The organism is Propionicimonas sp. (assembly GCF_047606205.1).
In the GTDB taxonomy this organism is placed as follows: Bacteria; Actinomycetota; Actinomycetes; order Propionibacteriales; family Propionibacteriaceae; genus Propionicimonas.
Genome location: NZ_JASGES010000251.1, coordinates 1 through 17,928 on the forward strand (window position 1 = coordinate 1; position 17,928 = coordinate 17,928).

At 71.3% G+C, this 17,928-nt stretch carries 16 protein-coding genes; 9 read left to right on the forward strand and 7 right to left on the reverse strand.

The genetic code is table 11. The features are described 5' to 3' along the window. The first annotated feature begins 112 nt into the window (after window positions 1-112). The 3 genes from QM633_RS15525 to QM633_RS15535 are packed head-to-tail and all read left to right on the forward strand — an operon-like array spanning window position 113 to window position 3,666. A complete protein-coding gene (locus tag QM633_RS15525) occupies window positions 113-2,623 on the forward strand; it encodes a DEAD/DEAH box helicase (protein WP_415154670.1) in 2,511 nt (836 codons plus the stop codon). Window positions 2,624-2,647: 24 nt separating this feature from the next. Beyond that, window positions 2,648-2,809, forward strand: a complete 162-nt coding sequence (locus QM633_RS15530) for a CopG family transcriptional regulator (protein WP_415154671.1) — start codon at window positions 2,648-2,650, stop codon at window positions 2,807-2,809. Beyond that, window positions 2,806-3,666: a VOC family protein gene (locus QM633_RS15535; RefSeq protein WP_415154672.1), complete on the forward strand. Its 861-nt coding sequence runs from the start codon at window positions 2,806-2,808 to the stop codon at window positions 3,664-3,666. The genes QM633_RS15530 and QM633_RS15535 overlap by 4 nt, the downstream gene beginning before the upstream one ends. A 19-nt stretch (window positions 3,667-3,685) precedes the next feature. Here QM633_RS15535 and QM633_RS15540 read toward each other — a convergent pair whose 3' ends face one another. Continuing rightward, window positions 3,686-5,071, reverse strand: a complete 1,386-nt coding sequence (locus tag QM633_RS15540) for an FAD-binding oxidoreductase (protein ID WP_415154673.1) — start codon at window positions 5,069-5,071, stop codon at window positions 3,686-3,688. A gap of 161 nt (window positions 5,072-5,232) precedes the next feature. On the opposite strand from QM633_RS15540, the gene QM633_RS15545 reads away from it, so the two are divergent. Beyond that, window positions 5,233-6,399, forward strand: a complete 1,167-nt coding sequence (locus QM633_RS15545) for a LuxR C-terminal-related transcriptional regulator (RefSeq protein WP_415154674.1) — start codon at window positions 5,233-5,235, stop codon at window positions 6,397-6,399. Here QM633_RS15545 and QM633_RS15550 read toward each other — a convergent pair. Together QM633_RS15550 and QM633_RS15555 are read right to left on the reverse strand one after the other, a co-directional pair. Further along, window positions 6,348-7,304 (reverse strand): nitrilase-related carbon-nitrogen hydrolase, encoded by a 957-nt coding sequence (locus QM633_RS15550; protein WP_415154675.1) that lies wholly within the window; start codon window positions 7,302-7,304, stop codon window positions 6,348-6,350. The two genes, QM633_RS15545 and QM633_RS15550, sit on opposite strands and share 52 nt — an antisense overlap. Then, entirely contained in the window at window positions 7,301-8,377 is a 1,077-nt protein-coding gene (locus QM633_RS15555) for an agmatine deiminase family protein (RefSeq protein WP_415154676.1), read from the reverse strand. The genes QM633_RS15550 and QM633_RS15555 overlap by 4 nt, the downstream gene beginning before the upstream one ends. A 270-nt stretch (window positions 8,378-8,647) precedes the next feature. On the opposite strand from QM633_RS15555, the gene QM633_RS15560 reads away from it, so the two are divergent. Both QM633_RS15560 and QM633_RS15565 read left to right on the forward strand, forming a co-directional pair. Next, window positions 8,648-9,721: a VanZ family protein gene (locus tag QM633_RS15560; protein ID WP_415154677.1), complete on the forward strand. Its 1,074-nt coding sequence runs from the start codon at window positions 8,648-8,650 to the stop codon at window positions 9,719-9,721. A 78-nt stretch (window positions 9,722-9,799) separates the two neighbouring features. Then, the gene (locus QM633_RS15565; RefSeq protein WP_415154678.1) at window positions 9,800-10,444 is read left to right on the forward strand and encodes a hypothetical protein; all 645 of its coding nucleotides are present in this window, start codon (window positions 9,800-9,802) and stop codon (window positions 10,442-10,444) included. Window positions 10,445-10,466: 22 nt separating this feature from the next. Here QM633_RS15565 and QM633_RS15570 read toward each other — a convergent pair whose 3' ends face one another. From QM633_RS15570 to cysE, 3 genes are all read right to left on the reverse strand, one after another. Then, on the reverse strand, window positions 10,467-12,566 hold the full coding sequence (locus tag QM633_RS15570; protein ID WP_415154679.1) for a peptidoglycan-binding protein: 2,100 nt from the start codon (window positions 12,564-12,566) through the stop codon (window positions 10,467-10,469). A gap of 271 nt (window positions 12,567-12,837) precedes the next feature. Beyond that, window positions 12,838-13,920, reverse strand: coding sequence for a putative zinc-binding metallopeptidase (locus QM633_RS15575; RefSeq protein ID WP_415154685.1), 1,083 nt, complete (start codon window positions 13,918-13,920; stop codon window positions 12,838-12,840). 27 nt (window positions 13,921-13,947) lie between these two features. Further along, on the reverse strand, window positions 13,948-14,742 hold the full coding sequence (gene cysE, locus QM633_RS15580; protein ID WP_415154680.1) for a serine O-acetyltransferase: 795 nt from the start codon (window positions 14,740-14,742) through the stop codon (window positions 13,948-13,950). Window positions 14,743-14,985: 243 nt separating this feature from the next. Here cysE and QM633_RS15585 point away from each other — a divergent pair, with 243 nt between their 5' ends. The 3 genes from QM633_RS15585 (at window position 14,986) to QM633_RS15595 (ending at window position 16,961) form a co-directional block, all read left to right on the forward strand. Beyond that, on the forward strand, window positions 14,986-15,462 hold the full coding sequence (locus QM633_RS15585; RefSeq protein ID WP_415154681.1) for a hypothetical protein: 477 nt from the start codon (window positions 14,986-14,988) through the stop codon (window positions 15,460-15,462). Between the two features lie 106 nt (window positions 15,463-15,568). Continuing rightward, window positions 15,569-16,342: a DsbA family protein gene (locus QM633_RS15590; RefSeq protein WP_415154682.1), complete on the forward strand. Its 774-nt coding sequence runs from the start codon at window positions 15,569-15,571 to the stop codon at window positions 16,340-16,342. Beyond that, window positions 16,335-16,961, forward strand: coding sequence for a vitamin K epoxide reductase family protein (locus QM633_RS15595; protein ID WP_415154683.1), 627 nt, complete (start codon window positions 16,335-16,337; stop codon window positions 16,959-16,961). The genes QM633_RS15590 and QM633_RS15595 overlap by 8 nt, the downstream gene beginning before the upstream one ends. 20 nt (window positions 16,962-16,981) lie before the next feature. Here QM633_RS15595 and QM633_RS15600 read toward each other — a convergent pair whose 3' ends face one another. Beyond that, window positions 16,982-17,809: an SDR family NAD(P)-dependent oxidoreductase gene (locus QM633_RS15600; protein ID WP_415154684.1), complete on the reverse strand. Its 828-nt coding sequence runs from the start codon at window positions 17,807-17,809 to the stop codon at window positions 16,982-16,984. Between the last annotated feature and the right edge of the window lie 119 nt (window positions 17,810-17,928).

The following is a 17,928-nucleotide window of genomic DNA, read 5'->3' on the forward strand; positions in this document are numbered from 1 at the left end:
GGTGTCCGCCGGTCCGGACGCGCCCGCGCCGAGGTCGCCCTCGTTCCGGACACCGGGCTGCGCCGAGGGCGGTTCCGCGCCCGCCCCGCGGGGGTGGGACGATGGCTGCGCCATGCGACTCACCGAGCTGATCCCCTCCGAGCCCACCGACCCCGACGCGCTGTACGACGCCTTCACCGGGTGGGCGGCCGCGGACGGCATCGAGCTGTACCCGCACCAGGACGAGGCGGTCATCGACATCCTCACCGGGGCGAACGTGATCGTCACCACGCCGACCGGGTCGGGGAAGTCGCTGATCGCCACGGCCGCGCACTTCGCCACCCTCGCCGCGGGCGGGCGGAGCTACTACACCGCACCGATCAAGGCGCTGGTGAGCGAGAAGTTCTTCGCCCTGTGCGCGGTCTTCGGGGCGAGCAACGTGGGCATGGTCACCGGTGACGCCTCGGTGAACGCCGAGGCTCCGATCGTGTGCTGCACGGCCGAGATCCTGGCCAACATCGCGCTGAGGGAGGGGCGGACCGCCCGGGTCGAGACGGTCGTGATGGACGAGTTCCACTTTCTCGCCGACCGCGACCGCGGCTGGGCCTGGCAGGTGCCCCTGGTCGAACTCCCGCAGGCCCGGTTCGTGCTCATGTCCGCCACCCTCGGCGACATGCGCGAGACGGCGACGGCCCTCGAGCGGCGCACGGGGCGCCCCGCCACCATCGTCGGCGGGGCCGTCCGCCCCGTCCCCCTGGTGTACTCCTGGGCGACCACGCCCGTGCACGAGACGATCCAGACCCTGGTCGACGACCGGCAGGCGCCGGTGTACGTCGTCCACGCCACCCAGGGCGGCGCCGTCGACCGCGCCCAGGCGCTGCTCAGTTCCGGCATCGTCGACCGCACTCACCGCGCCGAACTGGTGGACGCGCTGCGCGGCTTCCGGTTCTCCGGCGGCTTCGGGAAGACCCTGTCCACCCTGCTGCACGCGGGCGTCGCCGTGCACCACGCCGGGATGCTGCCGCGCTACCGCCGGCTGGTCGAGACGCTCGCCCAGCGCGGCCTGCTGACCGTGATCTGCGGCACCGACACCCTCGGCGTGGGCATCAACGTGCCGATCCGCACCGTGCTGTTCGCCGCGCTGACCAAGTTCGACGGGCGCCGCAGTCGCGTCCTGCGCAGCCGCGAGTTCCACCAGATCGCCGGACGGGCCGGTCGTCCCGGCTTCGACACGGTCGGCTACGTGGTGGCTCAGGCGCCGGACCACGAGGTGGAGAACAGCCGGATCCTGGCCAAGTTCGCCGGGGACGAGAAGAAGCTGCGTTCGGTGCGGCGCAAGAAGCCGCCCGAGGGGGTGGTGAACTATACCGAGGCGACGTTCACGAAGCTGATCGACTCCGAGCCGGAACCGCTGCACGCCCGGATGCGGGTCACCCACGCGATGCTGCTGAACCTGCTGCAGCGCGACGAGGACACCGGGTCCGCGCTGGTGTCGCTGGTCGACTCGTGCACGAGCGAGCGTCCGGTGCGCCAGAGGCTGCTGCGCAGGGCAGCGGCGATGGGACGCTCGCTGCTGCGAGCGGGGGTGGTGGTGCGGCGGGACGAGCCGACTGCCGGTGGACGCCGCTACGCGCTGGCGGTCGACCTGCAGCACAACTTCGCCCTCAACCAGCCGCTCAGCGCGCTCGCCCTGGCCGCGATGGTCCGGCTCGATCCCGACGCGCCGGGTTATGCGCTCGACGTGGTGAGCGTGATCGAGGCGACGCTGGAGGACCCGATGGTGATCCTGCTCGCCCAGCAGTTCCGGGAACGCGGCGAGGCGGTCGCCGAGCTGAAGGCCGACGGCTACGACTACGAGGAGCGGATGGAGATCCTCGACGAGGTGACCTGGCCGCGTCCGCTGGCCGACCTGCTGGAGGTGGTGCACACCGCGGAGCTGGCCGCCCACCCGTGGCTGGCCGAGAGTCCCGTGAAGCCGAAGTCGGTGGTGCGCGACCTGTTCGAGCGGGCGATGACGTTCGGCGAGTACGTGGGTTTCTACAAACTGCAGCGCAGTGAGGGCCTCCTGCTGCGCTACCTCTCCGACGCCTACCGGGCGTTGCGCCAGACCGTGCCGGAGAGCCTGCGCACCGAGGACCTGGAGGACATCATCGAGTGGCTGGGCGAGGTCACCCGGCTCACCGACTCCTCGCTGCTGGACGAGTGGGAGGAACTGGCCGGGTTGTCGGCTGCCGGCCCGGACGAGGTGGTGGAGGTACGCCCGCCGCAGACGGTGACCAGCAACGTCCGGGCGTTCCGGGTGCTCGTCCGCAACGCGATGTTCCGCAGGGTGGAACTCGCCGCGTCCGATGACGTGGACGGCCTGGCCGCGCTGGAGCCCGGCGGGCCGATGGGGCGGAACCGGTGGGACGAGGCGCTGGGGGAGTACTGGGACGACCACGAGGCGCTCCCCACCGACGCGGACGCCCGCGGCCCCGCCCTGCTCGTGATCACCGAGCGCGCCCGGGTCTGGGAGGTTCGCCAGATCATCGACGATCCTGAGGGCGACCACGACTGGTCGATCACCGCCCGGATCGACCTCGACGAGTGCGACCGCGCCGGCGAGCTGGTTCTGCACACGATCGACTTCGCACGCCTGGATTGATAGCTAGAGTGCTAGTGTTCTAGCATGAGTGCAGAGGGTGGAGCCGCCAAGGTTCAGTTCAACGTGTATCTGCCGCCCGACCTGGTCCGGGAGGTCAAGCACGCCGCGATCGACGAGGGGCGCAGTCTCTCCGCGGTCGTCGAGACGGCGCTGCGGAGCTACCTGGAGGGAAGGGACCCGAGATGAACCTGGACGCTCGCGTGCTGCCGATGCGCTTCAGCGCGGACGTCGCGGCGATGGCTGACTTCCTCGCCGTGCTCGGCCTGCGTCGGGTGCGGGAGAGCGTGGACGGCGAGTACGTGGTGCTGGACGGCTCTGCGGGGAGCGTCGCCGTTCACGCCGCGGAGCCGGACGGATCGGGCACGGGCCTCACGACGCTGAACGTCCTGCTGGCGGACCTGCCGGACGGGGCTGCCGCGCTCGCCGACACCGGTCTCGACGCCACCACGTGGGACGAGGCCTACGGCATGCAGGGTGCGGTGTGGCTGCCCGCCATCGGAGCGGTCGGCCTCAACGAGGCGCACCCCGCCGACCTGCATGGCTATCGCTCGCTCCCCGCGCGTTTGCTCCCGAAAGGCGGCCTTGCTCCCCGAATTCCGGGAGCAAAGCCGCCTTTCGGGAGCGAGGACGACGGGGGCTCCGCGGGCCCGTCACCGATCCGGGTGCTCGCCGTGCGGTACAGCGACAACTTCACCGCGGACGCGGCGCTGTTCGCCTGCCTCGGCTTCCGTCCGGCTGGCTCGCTCGAGGACCCCTGGTGGTGTGTCCTGGAGGCAGGGTCGCAGGCAGGGGCGATCGGGCTCCACGCCGGACGGCAGGGCGGGCCTGCGCCCACAGAGGCGCCCGGTGGGGACTGGCTCGACCACCCGGCCCTTGTCGGGCTCGGGTTCGAGACCGCCGAGCCGCTGGACGCGCTGGCCGCACGCCTGCGGGCGAACGGACACGGCGCGCGCCTCGAGGTGGACGAGGCCGGCCCGAAGGTGGTCGTCACCGATCCGGACGGTCAGGTGCTCGAGGTCCACCCTGAGGTGAGCGGGCCGTAGGTGTCCGGACGCCGGACGGTCACAACGCGTGGTTGGCCACGAACGCTCCGGACGGGTCGACCCGGTCCCGGACGGCTCGCAGCCGGCCCAGCGTCCCCGGCGGGAACGCGGACGCGGCGTCGACCGCTTCGTCGGTGAAGTTGAGGACGCGGTGCCCGCTCGACCACGGGCGCAGCGCCTCCGCGGCCCTCGCGGCGTCCCTCCTGCCCTGAGCGCCGAGCTCGGGGGTGGCGGCGACGGCTACGAAGTAGGCCGCGTACTCGCCGGGGAGCCGGTCCAGCGCACCGCCGCCCCGCGCCGGGCGTCCGAGCGCGCCACCGAGGTGGCGGATCTCCGCGCTCAACAGGGTGGTGCCCGAGTCCGCGCCGGCCGCGCCGACGTAGGCGTCCACCGCGGCCGCATCGAAATCGTCCAGCACGAGGTGGCCGGAGACCGCCGGTGTCGGTCCCTCCGGATCGAGATGGATGCGACCCAGGGCCGGTGCCGGCACCCGTGCGAAGGTGTCGATCTCGGGCCCGAGCGCGCGCAGCGGCTCGAGCAGGCGGACGGCATCCTCGTCGTCGGCCAGGACCGCGCCGTCGATCGCGACCAGCTGTCGTCCCCGGATGAACGGCGGCAGTTCGGGTAGCGGCGGAATGCTCAACAGCCGCAACGACGTGGTCGCGTCCTCAGCCAGGCCGTGGGTCCACTCCGCCCAGGCCCGGCACACCTCGGCCGCGCGCGACCCGTCCCACCCGAGCATCCCTGCGTAGGCGTCGGCGTACGGCAGCAGTCCGATCTCCACAGCGGTCACCACGCCGAAGCTGCCGCCCCCGCCGCGCAGCGCCCAGAACAGATCTGGATGGTGGTCGGCGTCGGCCCGGACGAGGGTCCCGTCGGCGAGCACGATGTCGACGGCCACCAACCGGTTGCAGGCCAGTCCGTGCCTGCGGCCGTACCAGGACAGGCCGCCGCCCAGGCAGTAGCCGGCCGCCGCGACATCGGGCGAACTGCCGTGCATGACGGCGAGGCCGTGGGCGGCGGCGGCCGCTGACACCTCCCCCCACACGGTGGCGCCGACGATGCGGGCCACCCGCCGTCCGCCGTCGACCGTCACTCCGGTGAGGTCCGACAGTCGCAGCAGGACGGCCCCCTCGAAGCGGCCTGCGAGCGCACCCGCGCCGTGGCCCGTACTCTGTGGAACGATCCGCAGGCCGGCGCCGACTGCGGCCCGAACCAACTCGACGACCTCCTCGACGCTCGTCGGGACGGCGACCGCGGCGGGACGCTGGGTCAGCGCCACGTTCCACGGGGTGCAGGCCGCTTCGTAGCCGGGATCACCGGCCAGGAAGACGCGCCCGGCGCACAGGCCGCGAAGCGCCTCCGCCCTCGAATCGGGCATCGGGGCGGGGGCGTCGATCATCATCCTTGACTCCTGTCTCGTTCGGTGCGCCGAGCCTGCCGTGGCCGGGACGGCGGGCACGATCCCCCCGCACTGGGGAACCCCGGGTCCCATCGATGGGAGTGGTAGGACTTCCCAGCTTTGTGGGATGGCGCGGCCCGTGCCACGACGGCACACTCGGGAGCATGGCGAAGGCTCTGGCCGCTGAACGCGTCCGCAGGGACGTCGAGGTGCTCGCCCGCGCCGGCCTGGACCTGGACACCTTCCTCACCGAGGCGATGGTGTCGCTCGGCCGCGCGCTCCCCTTCGATGGCGCCTGCGTCTGCCCCCTCGATCCCAGCACCGGGCTCCCGACCAGTACTTTCAAGCTCGGCAACCTGCATGGTGTCGACACCCACGACCACGAGTGGGGCCTGGTGGAGTACGGCGCCAGCGAACCCACTGCGCTGCTGCAGCTGCGGGCAACCGGAGTGCTCGCCGCCGGGATTCGGGCCAGGACGGTGAGCGTCGAGCCGTCGATCCGGATCGAGGAGTTCATGCGGCCGTACTTCGGCTTCGTGGACGAGCTGCGCGCGATCTGCCGGGACGACCGTGGTCAGGTCTGGGCGGGAATCGCACTGTTCCGCGACGGGGCCGACGCGCGGTTCGACGCCGACGAGGTCGACTATCTGGGGTCGCTCAGCGGCAGTTTCGCGCTCGGCCTGCGCAGCGGCCTGCTGGCCGGCCTGGGCGACTCCCGGTGCAGCCCGGCCGGGCCGATCGTGCTGATCGTCGACGCCACTGACGAGATCGTCCGGATGTCGTCGGGTGCGAGCGAACGGCTGGCCGGTCTCATCGACGGCACCGCCGGCACCGCGGGAGTGATCGGGTCGGTCATCGGAGCTGCCCGCCGGTACGCGCGCGGAGAGACGGCCGTCCCGGCACGCAGCAGGATCCGCGCCGCCGACGGCCGGTGGCTGGTGCTCCACGCGACCATGCTCAGCGCGAAGGACGGGTCCTGCGGCGAGGTGGTGGTCACCATCGAGGAGGCGCGGCCGCCCGAGATCGTGCCCCTCGTCGTGGCCGCGTTCGGGCTCACACCGCGCGAGCGGGACATCACGCAGCTGGTGCTGCAGGGCGTGGACACCAAGGAGATCGCCGCCCAGCTGTACCTGTCGGCCTACACCGTGCAGGACCACCTGAAGTCGGTCTTCGACAAGGCCGGCGTCCGCAGTCGACGTGAACTGATCGCCCGGGTGTACTTCGACCAGTATGTGCCGAGGCTGCACACCGCGCTCGGCCCGTCCGGCTGGTTCCTGGGTCAGCCACCGGCCGGGCCAGGGGTCGTCGTCGGGACGACCAGCGGGCCGTAGGTGTCCGGACGCCGGGTCGCCGGGAAAGGGAACAGCTCCAGCCAGTTCCTGCACTGGGCGAGATCGAGGGAGGCGACGAGGACGACGTCGCCGTCCCGGGGCGCTCGAACCAGGACGCGGCCGTAGGGGTCGGAGATGAACGAGGATCCGTAGAACCGGACCAGGCCCTCGTCCCCCCACCGGTTCGGCACGACCATGAACAGGCCCGCGGTGATGCCGTTGGCCACGATCACCTGACGCCACAACGGTTCGGTGTCGAAGCCCGGGTGGTCCGGTTCGGATCCGATCGCCGTCGGGTAGGCCAGCACCTCCGCCCCGGCGAGGCCGTACGCCCGTGCAACCTCGGGGAACCACTCGTCCCAGCAGGTCGGCAGCCCCACTCTGGCTGCGGACGGGCGGCTGAGCGTGGTCACGGGGTACGGGTCGTCGGCCGGCCCGGGGCGGAAGTACAGGTCCTCGTGGTAGCCGGCCGTCACCGGGATGTGCAGCTTGCGGGTGCGGGCGAGCAGCGTCCCGTCGGGTCCGGCCAGCACGGCGGTGTTGAACCCGCGCCCGTCCGGGCCGTCGGCGCGCTCGTACAGCGAGGCGTGCACCAGCACGCCGTGCTCGGCAGCCATCGCTCTGGCGAAGCTCGCGGTCGGCCCGGCCCCGAGGTCCTCGGCCAGCGCCGCCGGGACGCCGTCGGGCCTGGTGTCGGCGGGGTAGCGCAGCAGGGTGAGCTCGGGAAGGAAGACCACCTCCGCGCCCGCGGCCGCCGCAGAAGCGATGCCGTCGGCGAGCACAGCCCTGTGCTCGGCGGGGTCGGCGTGCCAGCGCGTCTGGACGAGCCCGACGACCAGGGGCGGGCGGTCGCTGTCACGCACCCTGGCGGGGGAGTCCAGGACGGGCGCGACGACGGTCTTCACAGGGGTTCTCCTCGGTCGGTGCCGGAGGCCCGGGTCGGGCCGGCTGCAGCGGTCCGGACGGTCGGCTGCTGCTGGGTGATGCAGTGGACGCCGCCGCCGCGGCTGAACAGTGGCCGGGCGTCGACCCGCACGATCCGCCGCCCCGGGTAGGCGTCGGCGAGGATCTCGGCCGCCTCGGCGTCGGCGGGATCCGCGAAGCTGCCCATCACCACCGCCCCGTTGAGCACGAAGTGATTCACGTAGCTGTGGTCGACCCAGCCCTCGGCATCCCTGGTGGCGCGGGGAGCGGGTAGCCGCACCAGGGTGAGCGTCCTGCCTTCCGCGTCCGTCGCGGCGGCGAGAGTCTCGATCAGTTCGCGGCTCACCGCGTGGTCCGGGTGGCCGGGATCTCGCTGGTCGTGCACCAGCACGGTTCCGGGCGCGGCGAAAGTGGCGAGGAGGTCGACGTGCCCCCGGGTGCCGAAGGTCGCGGAGTCCCGCTGCAGCCCGCGGTTCAGCCAGATCACCGCTCGAGCCCCGAGGGTGCGGGCCAGCTCCGCCTCCACCCGATCCCGGGTCCAGCCCGGATTGCGGCCGGGGTCGAGTTGGACGGTGCTGGTCACCAGCAGCGTTCCCGCGCCGTCGGTGTGGATTCCGCCGCCCTCGTTCACCAGCGGTGAGTCGATCCGTACCGCCCCGCTCGCCGACGTGGCCACCAGGCTCGCGTCCGCGTCGAGCTCCCAGCGCGCCCATGACTGGCCGCCCCAGCCGTTGAACACCCAGTTCACCGCGCCGAGCCGGCCATCGGCGTCGACGACGAACGTCGGACCGCTGTCCCGGTACCACGCGTCGTTCAGTGGCTGTTCGACCAGTTCGACGGCCGAGGACAGTCGGCGCCGGGCGTCCGCGAGCGCCTGCGGCGGCACCAGCATGGTCAGCGGCTCGTGTTCGACGACCGCGTTCGCCACGCCTGCCCACGCCCGCCGCGCCGACTCCGCTTCCGCCGCCGTGGCGCCCAGGGTGTACCCCCCGCCGGGCCAGGCCATCCACGTGCGGTCGTGCGGCTCCGTCTCCGCCGGCATCCGCCAGGTCATCCGGGCACCTCCCACCTCGCGCGTGGACCGCGCCGGAGAATACCGGATGGCTGCGGCGCGATCGGGCACCCAGAAGACTGCTGAACAATCGCCCCGAGGGCTGGCCCTCGGGGCACCGGGCCCGCTCCCGCCCACACGCTGCGGCCTCGCGGCTCGTCCCGACCGGCACGTCCCCGCCCGGAACAGCACCGGCAGCCTTCTCATGGGAGTGCATCCGTCGGCCCCTGGGATATCTAGAGTGGTGGCACCGCGAGCCGCAGGGAGGGATTGATGCTCCATCAGTTCGGCCCGAGCACCTGGGTGGCCCTGCTGGTGGGCGGCCTGCTCGCCGTGGTCGCGTTCCTGCCGGTCGCGGTGCTGCTCTATCGCAGAGCAGGCCGGCTGCGTGCGGTGGACCTGCTGATCCTGTTCGCGGTGGCGGTCTACGCGGTGGCGCTGTGGAGCTACACGCTGGTCCCACTGCCGGAGTCGCCGTCCTACACCTGCGTCCGGGCGAACCTGCACCTGTTCCAGTTCGTCGACGACATCCGCACCGACGGCCGCCTGCTCCTGCACAACCGGGCGTTGTTGCAGGCGGTGTTCAACGTCGTGTTCTTCCTCCCGCTCGGCTTCCTGCTCCGGGTTCTGCTCAGGCGGGGCGTGGTGGTGGCGACGCTGACCGGCCTGCTCGTCTCCCTCGCGATCGAGTTCACCCAGAAGACCGGCATCTGGGGGTTGTACCGCTGCGCGTACCGGGTGTTCGACGTGGACGACCTGCTGCTGAACACCACGGGCGCCCTGCTCGGTTCGCTCTTCGCACTGCCGATCGTGGCGCTGCTCCGGCGGCGGCCCGCGGTCCCTCCCGCGACCGCGGTCACCGTCGGGCGCCGGCTCGTCGGCGTGCTCGCCGACCTCGCGGTGGTCGCCGTCGTGGGCTACTCGCTCGCCATCGCCTGGCGGGCGTTCGCGCTCTACGTGCTGCTGTGGCCACTGGACAGCCTGCCCGGGTGGGTCGACAACCTTCTCGCCTACGGTGTGCCGGCGGCCCTGGAGGGCTACTGGGTGCTGGTGAGGGGACGGACCATCGGCGAGGCCGCCGTCCAGCTCGAGCCGGTGGCGAAGCCGGGACGCGAACTGCGCAGCCGGCTGCTCAAGTTCGCCTTCGGAGTGGGCGGCTACCTCGTCGTCAGTGGGCCGCTGGTGGAGGTCGCGCCCGTTGAACTCGCCTTCGCCGGCGCGAGCCTGGTGATGCTGTTCGCGTCGCGGCACCACCGGGGGCTGAGCCATGTCGTCGCCGACATGGACCTGCGGGTCGAGGGGAACCCTGCCGAACCCCCGGCGACGGGCGTGGCCGCCGGTCGCTGAGCGGTGGCCGGTGCCGATACGGCAGGCGCCCGGCGCGTCCTGCCGCAGGGGGCGGGATGCAGGCAGGACGATGGGAAGGTGGCAGACGATGTGCAGAAGGCCGGGCGGCGACCGTCGGTGAGGCGTTGGGGGAGTGCGTGCGCCGTGGTCCTCGGGACCGGGCTGGCCGTGACGCTGGCCGCCTGCGCGGGGACCGGAGGCAACGACTTCAGCCCGAAACCGATCCAGACGATCACCCCGTCGACGGCGTCGACCGCGTCGTCGACCCCGTCGACCTCACCGACGTCATCGACCACTGCCTCCGCGTCCGCGACGCCGACCACGGCGTCGGTGAAGGCGACCGGCAGCCTGGCCCTCTACATGACCGTGACCAAGAAGCTCGTCGGCACGTGCAGGACGGTGTCCGGCTCCCCGACGGTCACGCTCGCCGACCACGACAACGAGTGGTACCAGACGGTCGACCTGACCGTCGTGTTCGACTCCTCGCGGACCTCGGTGGCCTCGATCGACGGCGCGTTCGGCGAGGACTCCGAGGGGTTCACCTGGAAGCTCGGCTACTCCGGGTCCGAGCCGGCCAAGGGGACTTCGGCCGCCCTGACCGGATCGGGCTCGTCGTTCACGATCTCCGGCAAGCTCACCGCCAAGGAGACCAGGGACGGCAAGACCACCTCCGAGCTCCTGCCCTACAAGATCACCGGGAAGTGCGCGAGCGGCGCGTGGTGATCCGGCCGGAACGACCCGGGGTTCAGCCGGCGATCTTCCCGGTCTCGGCCGAGCGCTTCGCCAGCGTGGTGTAGCCGTCCAGCGTGCCGGTGACGACGACCGTCAGCCGCTTGCCCTTGTCGGACTTCGTCAGCTTGTAGGTCTTGCCGGTGGCGCCGCTGATCGGCTTGCTGCCGCGGTACCACTGGTAGCCGATCTTCAGCCCCGTCGGACCCCAGGTGCCGCGGATGGCCGTCAGCTTGTGCCCCACGCTGCGGGAGCCGGAGATCTTCGGGGTCTTGCCGCTCAGCGTGCCCTTGGCGACCGCGTCCGTATCGGAGGAGGTCTTGGTCACGGTCTTGTAGCCGTCGCGGGTCGCCGTGACCGACACGGTCAGCGTCGCCCCGGCGTCGGCCGCCCGAACGGTGTAGGTCGCCTTGGTCGCCTTGTCGATCTCCGTGCCGTCGCGCAGCCACTGGTAGGACAGCGCGGTCGGGGTGGGCTTCCAGGTGCCGGCCGTCGCGGTCAGGGTCCCGCCGACCTTCGCGCTGCCGCTGACCGTCGGGGCCGGCGCGGTGGTGAACGTGCCGTCGTCGACCGTGTCGGTGGCGCTCGAGGTGCGCGCGGTCAGGGTGTACCCGGTACGCATGCCGGTCACCACGACACTGAGGGCGGAGCCGGCGTCGTCACCCTGCACGGCGTAGGTCGCCGCGGACGCGCCGCTGATCGCCGCCTTGCCGCGGTACCACTGGTAGGAGAGGCTCACCGTTCCCGGACCCCATGATCCGGCCGCCGCGGTGAGGGTCTGGCCGACCTTCGCATTGCCGCCGACGGTCGGCTGGGTGGAGTCCAGCGCCATGAACAGGGCGGCCCAGGTGTTGTTGTCGGCGGTGCCGCTCGCGCTGCGTCCGGCCGTGGTCTGGAAGGACTTCAGGGACGCCGTCGTCGCACTCCCGAAGCTGCTGCCGGAGGTGGTGGTGTAGCCGAGTCCGGCGAGCAGGGCGTTCAGCGCGCTCACCCTGGTGCCCGAGTCACCGGAGGACAGCTTGGCGAACAGTGCGTCGAGGGTGTACTGGCCGGCCTGGCCGTCGACCTCGAGCTTCTGCGCCTTCTGGAACTTCTTCACCGCCGAGGTGGTTCCGGAATCGAACTTGCCGGTGATCGTGGTGCTGTAGCCGGCGGCCTTGAGCAGGTACTGCAGCGCCGTCACCCGGAACCCGGAGTCGCCGGACTCCAGGACGATCTTGATCGGCACCACGTCGTAGTCGGTCAGGTTGTAGGTGTCGATCAGGCCGTCGATGGTCTTGGCGTAGTCGGCGGCGTCCTTGGGCCGGACGACCTTCGCGATCTCGTCGACGAACTTCGGGATGCTCGCCATCGCCGCGCGGGCCGCCTTGTAGGCGGAGTCGCTCGTGATCGCCTCGGCGTTCGCGTAGAACGAGTTCGTCATCGAGCTGAAGGTCGCGTACTTGGTGGAGCCGATGGTCGTGCAGCTGGTCTGGTAGAGCTTTGCCGCGGACGCGGTGACGCTGTCGCCGTCGGCGAGCACGAACGAGGAGTACCGTCGCAGGCCGGCGTAGTAGGAGCGCTGCTTCCAGTAGCTCAGGGTGGTCCGCACGACGCCGTAGGCCCGGCCGCGGGCCTCGATGATCCGCCAGTCGCCGTTGCTGAGCTTCTTGGTGAGCACGGCGACGTGACCGATGCCGTTGGACCGCGCCGGGTTGTTGCGCAGGAAGACGAGATCGCCGACCTTCGGGGAGCCGGTCACCTTCTTGGTGACGTTGTACTGGGACGCGGCGAGGTCGGTGATCGGGTTGCCCGATCGCCCGAACAGCCACTGGACCAGCTCCGAGCAGTCGAACTTGGCCGGGTCGGGGTTGCTGATCGCCGCCTCCGCGCCCAGCACATACGGCTTGCCCACCTGCGCGTCGGCGAGGGCGGCGAACTGCTTGGCCGTCATCGACGCGCTGCAGGGGGTGTCGAAGTAGTTCTTCGCCTTCGACACCACGCTCGAGCTTCCCCAGTCCGACGCCTCGATGGCCTGCGCGATCGAGACCGACGCGGGGACGCCGAACTTGCGCTGGGTGTTCTTGGCCGCGGTCACCAGGCTGGCGATGAACTTCGTCTTGGCGCTGGTCGACACCGCATCTGCGGGGGGCGTCTGGACAAGGGCACACCCGAGGCTCAGGGCAAGCCCAACGGCCACGGACAGCACTCTCGTCACAGTTTTCACAGGTGCTTTGGTACGTGGTTGTCCGGGGGGAGGCAAGGGTCCCCTTGAGGGTTGGCGTCGCCCCTTCGGGCGACAACGCCTCTCTGACTAGGGAGTTTGTTCCTGAGAGGTCTCAAGTATCCGTTCAGGGTTCGGTTGAGGGTTGAGGTCGGCGACCCGGGGTCCCGCGCCCGGTCCGGCGTCAGGCGTCCCGGCGCCGGAACCCGTCGGTGACGCTGATCCGTGTGGGGGGAAGCTGTGTGAGCACGCGGTGGACGAACCGGAGCTTGGCCACGACGGGCTCGCTGATCCGGAACGGGTAGAGGTCGGCCGCACCCATCGCCCGGTTCACCCGGTTGAAGAACAGGCTCAGCCAGCGCCAGTCGCGGACCAGGGCGTCGAAGTCGTCCGGGCCGTAGCTCGTGCGGGGCGTGACGGGCCCGGTCAGCAGTGGGACGGTCTGGCGGGACGCGTCCAGCTCCACCCCGGCGGAGGCCGCGGTGTTGAGCGTGTCGGTGATGTGCAGGTAGTGGGCGAAGGATTCGGCGAAGTCCTCCCAGGGGTGCATGGTCGCGTACTCGGAGATGAACGAGTCCTGCCAGTCGTCGGGAGCGCCCGTGCGGTAGTGCCGGTCGATCGCGTCGGTGTAGGAGACGCGTTCGTCCCCGAACAGTTCCCGGCACGGTGTGATCCAGCCGGTCTGCTCGACCAGGATCCACTGGTAGTAGTGGCCCGCCTCGTGGCGCAGGTGTCCCAGCATCGTGCGGTACGGCTCGCGCAGCCGCACGCGCAACTGCTCGCGCACCGCGTCCAGGCTCTCCACCACGTCGAGGGTGATGATCCCGTTCGCGTGGCCGATCACGACCTTCTGGTTGGACGAGCGCGAGGAGAGCAGGTCGAAGCCGAGACCGCCGTCGGCCTCGAAATGGGGGTCGACGGGCACGCCGAGCTGCTGCAGCTGGATCAGCAGGCGGCGCAGGTGCGGCATCGTCAGGGCGACCTTCTCCAGTGAGATCGTGTCGTCGCTGGGGGGCCGCCGCCGCACCAGCCGGCAGGCGAAGCAGCGTCCGGCGCCGGAGCCGTCCGCGGCGAGCCAGTTGCAGTTCCAGCTCCGATTGGTGCACGGATGCCACAGCCGGCCGTCCACCAGGATGTCTGGCGAGGTGGCGGCGACCATCGTGCGGCTGGCGGCGTGCAGCGCGAGCGGCGTCCCGCAGGCGTCGCAGACGAGGGACTCGAGGAACACCACACCGAGGCAGGCGGGGTTCGGGCAGGTCAGCACCATCACGGCGGAGAACCTACCCCGGGAGCCTCAGGACTCGGTGAACTGGTCCAGCTCCTCCCCGTCCAGCGCGGGCAGGGCGTGGCCGGGGTAGGCGATCGGACGCGCCGGGATGCCGGCCACCGTGGTGTAGGGCGGCACGTCCTCGAGAACCACCGACCCGGCGCCGATCCGGGCGCCCTCGCCGACCCGGATGTTGCCCAGCACCTTGGCCCCCGCCCCGATCATCACACCCTTGCCGATCTTGGGGTGGCGGTCGCCGCCGACCTTGCCCGTGCCCCCGAGGGTGACCTCGTGCAGCATCGAGAAGTCGTCCTCGACCACGGCGGTCTCGCCGATCACCACCGAGGTCGCGTGGTCGAACATGATGCCCTTGCCGATCCTCGCGCCGGGGTGGATGTCGACGGCGAACACCTCGGAGATCCTGCTCTGCAGGTACAGGGCGAGCGCCGGACGCTCGTGCACCCAGTAGTAGTGGGCGACCCGGTAGGCCTGCAGCGCGTGGAAGCCCTTGAAGTAGAGCAGCGGCTGGGAGTACCCGCGGGTGGCCGGATCCCGGCTGAGCACGGCACGCAGGTCCTCCCGCACGGCGATGCCGATGCTGCGGTCGTCCTCCAGGGCCCGCCCGATCAGCTCGCGGAGGCTGAGCGAGGTGATGTTCTCGCTGCCGAGCTTGCTGGCCAGGATGAAGCTGAGCGCGTCCTCCAGCCGGGTGTGGGACAGGACGGTGGTGTGCAGGAAGCTGGCCAGGGCCGGCTCGGCCTGGACATCGGTGGCGACCTCGGTGCGGATGCGGCTCCAGACGTCGTCGCGGGAAATGGTCATATCGGCTGCCGTTCGGTCAGGGGCGGTGGAGGGAGGGACGTGGTCGCGGGGGACAGGCAGCGTCCTTGGACCGATCACCGGTGGGGACGGGTGTCGCCGCGGGGAGCCGCAGCGCTCAGGCTGCCGCGCTCAGGCGAAGCTGCGACAACAACACAGGCACCAGCGCGCGCAGAATCTGCTCGGCGAACCGGCGAGCCCGGTGCTGGTGTGCATGGCTCGAGGGTACACGGGTAGCATGACCGCGTGCAGCCCCTGCGATCCCGTCTGCTGCGTCCGGGCGTCCGGACGCGACTGGCCGCAGCCGTGCTCACGATCCTCGGCCTGCTGCCGGCGCTGCAGCGCCTGCCGAGGGTCAGCGTGGTCGCCTGCTTCGACGCCGGCCACCCGCTCTACCAGTTCGTTGCGACCACGGAGTTCGTCTCCGGCGCCCACTGCGTGAGCGCGCCCACCACGGTGGTCAGCTGGACGCTGATGCTGGGGGCGTCGCTGGTCGTCCAGCTGGCGGTCCTTCCGCTGCTGCTCACCGTCGGGACGCTCCTGCTGCGCGCGGCGGGACGGCTGGCCGCCTCGGCCGACCGCGTGCTGGCCGCGGCACTGGTCCGGCTGGCCGCACTCCTGGTCCCCGAGCAGAAGCCCGCGACCGTCCCGGTGCGGACGCAGTACCCCCGTGCCGCCCGGACGCGGGAGAACCCGCGGCGCGGTCCTCCGGCCTGCCTGTGATGTCCTGCCGCCTCGCGCGGCTCCGTGTTCCTGCACGCGACGGTTCCCGTCCGTCCCTCCCATCACAAGCTCTGCCCAGGGCGTCCGCGCCCGGAAACGAAGATCCATGTCATCCAGCAAGAAATCCACACCCACGACCAGCCGGCGCGAAGCGCTGCGCCGGCAGCAGGAGGCCCAGGCCCGGGCCACCCGGCGCACCGGGATCGCGATCAAGGCCGCCTGGGCCACGGGGATCGCCGTCATCGCGGTGATGCTCGCCGTGACCATCTGGGCGATCGTCAAGCCCGGCTCGGCGGGCGTCGCCAGCGGCTCGCTGGTCACGCCCGCCGGAGCCACCGACAGCGGCGCGATCCTGGTCGGCAACGCCGACGCCAAGGTCACCGTCACCATCTACTCCGACTTCATGTGCCCCTACTGCGGCGAGTTCGAGCGGGCCAACGGTGACGACCTCGACGCCGCTGTCGAAGCGGGAACCGCGAAGCTCGAAGTGCACCCGATGGCGTTCCTCGACGCCCAGTCCTCGGGGAGCGAGTACTCCACCCGCTCGGCCAACGCGTTCGTGACGATCGCGAACGCCGATCCCGCGCTGGCCTGGAAGTTCGACAGGCTGCTCTACGCCAACCAGCCGTCCGAGGGCTCGACCGGACTCACCGACGCCCAGCTGGTCGAGTACGCGAAGCAGGCCGGGGTGACGGAGGAGGTCACCTCCACCTTCGCGAAGAAGATCTTCCTCCCGTGGGTGAACAAGATCACCGACCAGGCGTGGGACGACGGTGTCACCGGCACCCCGACCGTGAAGATCAACGGCGAGACCTTCACCGGCGACCTCTACACCGCCGGCGCCCTGGCCGCGGCGATCGAGCAGGCAGCCAGTGCCTAGACCGGTCGGAGTGCTGTCCGGCCTGAGCCGGCTCCGGCAGTCGAACACGTGGATCTTCGCGACGATGCTGGTCTCGGCGTGCCTGAGCCTGACGGCGTCCTTCGTGCTCTCGGTGGACGCGATCGTCCTGGCCGCCGATCCGCATGCCGCGCTGTCCTGCAACATCAACGCCGTGATCAGCTGCGGGACGGTGGGCACGTCCTGGCAGGCGAGCCTGCTCGGCTTCCCGAATGCGTTCCTCGGCCTGGTCGCGGAGCCGGTCGTGATCACGATCGCGGTCGCCAGTCTGGGCGGGGTGCGATTCCCGCGGTGGTTCATGCTGTCCGCGCAGATCGTCTACACCATCGGTGTCGTCTTCGCCTACTGGCTGTTCTTCCAGGCCTACTTCGTGATCGGCGCGCTCTGCCCGTGGTGCCTGCTGGTGACGCTGTCGACGACCCTGGTGTTCACCTCGCTCACCCACGTCAACATCAGGGACGGGAACCTCTACCTGCCCGAACGCGCGAGCGCGGCCGCCCGCCGGTTCGTCGCCGCCGATCTGGACGTGCTCGTCGTGGCGGTCTGGCTGATGGCCGTGGTGATGATGGTGGTCACCAAGTACGTGCCGCTGATGGCCTGAGGTCCCGCCCGCCGCGGAGGTCAGGCGCCGCCCAGCAACTGCTCGGAGGCGTCCCAGAAGCGGCGGGCGAGGTCCGCGTCGTCCGCCTGGGCCGCCGAGCGGGCCGGCCGGCGCTTCTCGTAGTAGAGGCCGGGCTGCCAGGTCGCCCCGGGGACGCCCTCGGCGAGCCAGACCAGCTGGTCGGCACCGCGCTCGGGGCTGATCGTGAACAGGTGCTTCAACGGGCTGTGGTACGCGAGCCGCATCGGGGTGCGCGCCGAGGCGGCGAAGTTGGTGGCGACCACGCCGGGATGGAACGCGACCGCCGCGATCCCGTCGGCGTGGTGGCGGCGGTGTAGTTCGCGGGTGAACAGGATGTTGGCCAGTTTGGCCGCGCCGTAGGCGGCCTGCGGGGAGTACCGGCGGGCGTTCTGCAGGTCGTCGAGGTCGATCCGCCCGAACGCCCGGGCGGCCATGCTGCTGGTCTGGACGATCGATGCCTCGCTGGCGATCAGCCGGTCCATCAGCAGGCCGGTGAGGAGGAAGCCGGCCAGGTGGTTCACCTGGAACGTCAGCTCGTTGCCGTCCTCCGTGACCCGGCGCGGACCCATGATGCCGCCCGCGTTGTTGGCCAGCACATCGATCCGCGGGTACGCGTCCTCCAGTTCCGCGGCCAGGCGTCGCACCTGGGCCAGCGAGGCGTAGTCGGCCACGTGGGCGGGAGCGCCCAGCTCCCGCGCCACGGCCGCCGTCTTCTCCGGCGAGCGTCCCACGATCACGACCCTCTCGCCACGCCGCGCGAGTTGCCGCGCCGCGGCGGCGCCGACGCCGTCGCTCGCCCCGGTGATGACGATCGTCCGTCCGCTCATTGCCGCCCTCCGTGTCCCGACGCCAGACCTGGGGAGGCTATAGCACGCCCCGGTCGCGACGCCTCGGTCGCCGGCGGGGACGCGGCGGCGGCGCCGGCCTCGGCCAGGGCGGCGAGGAC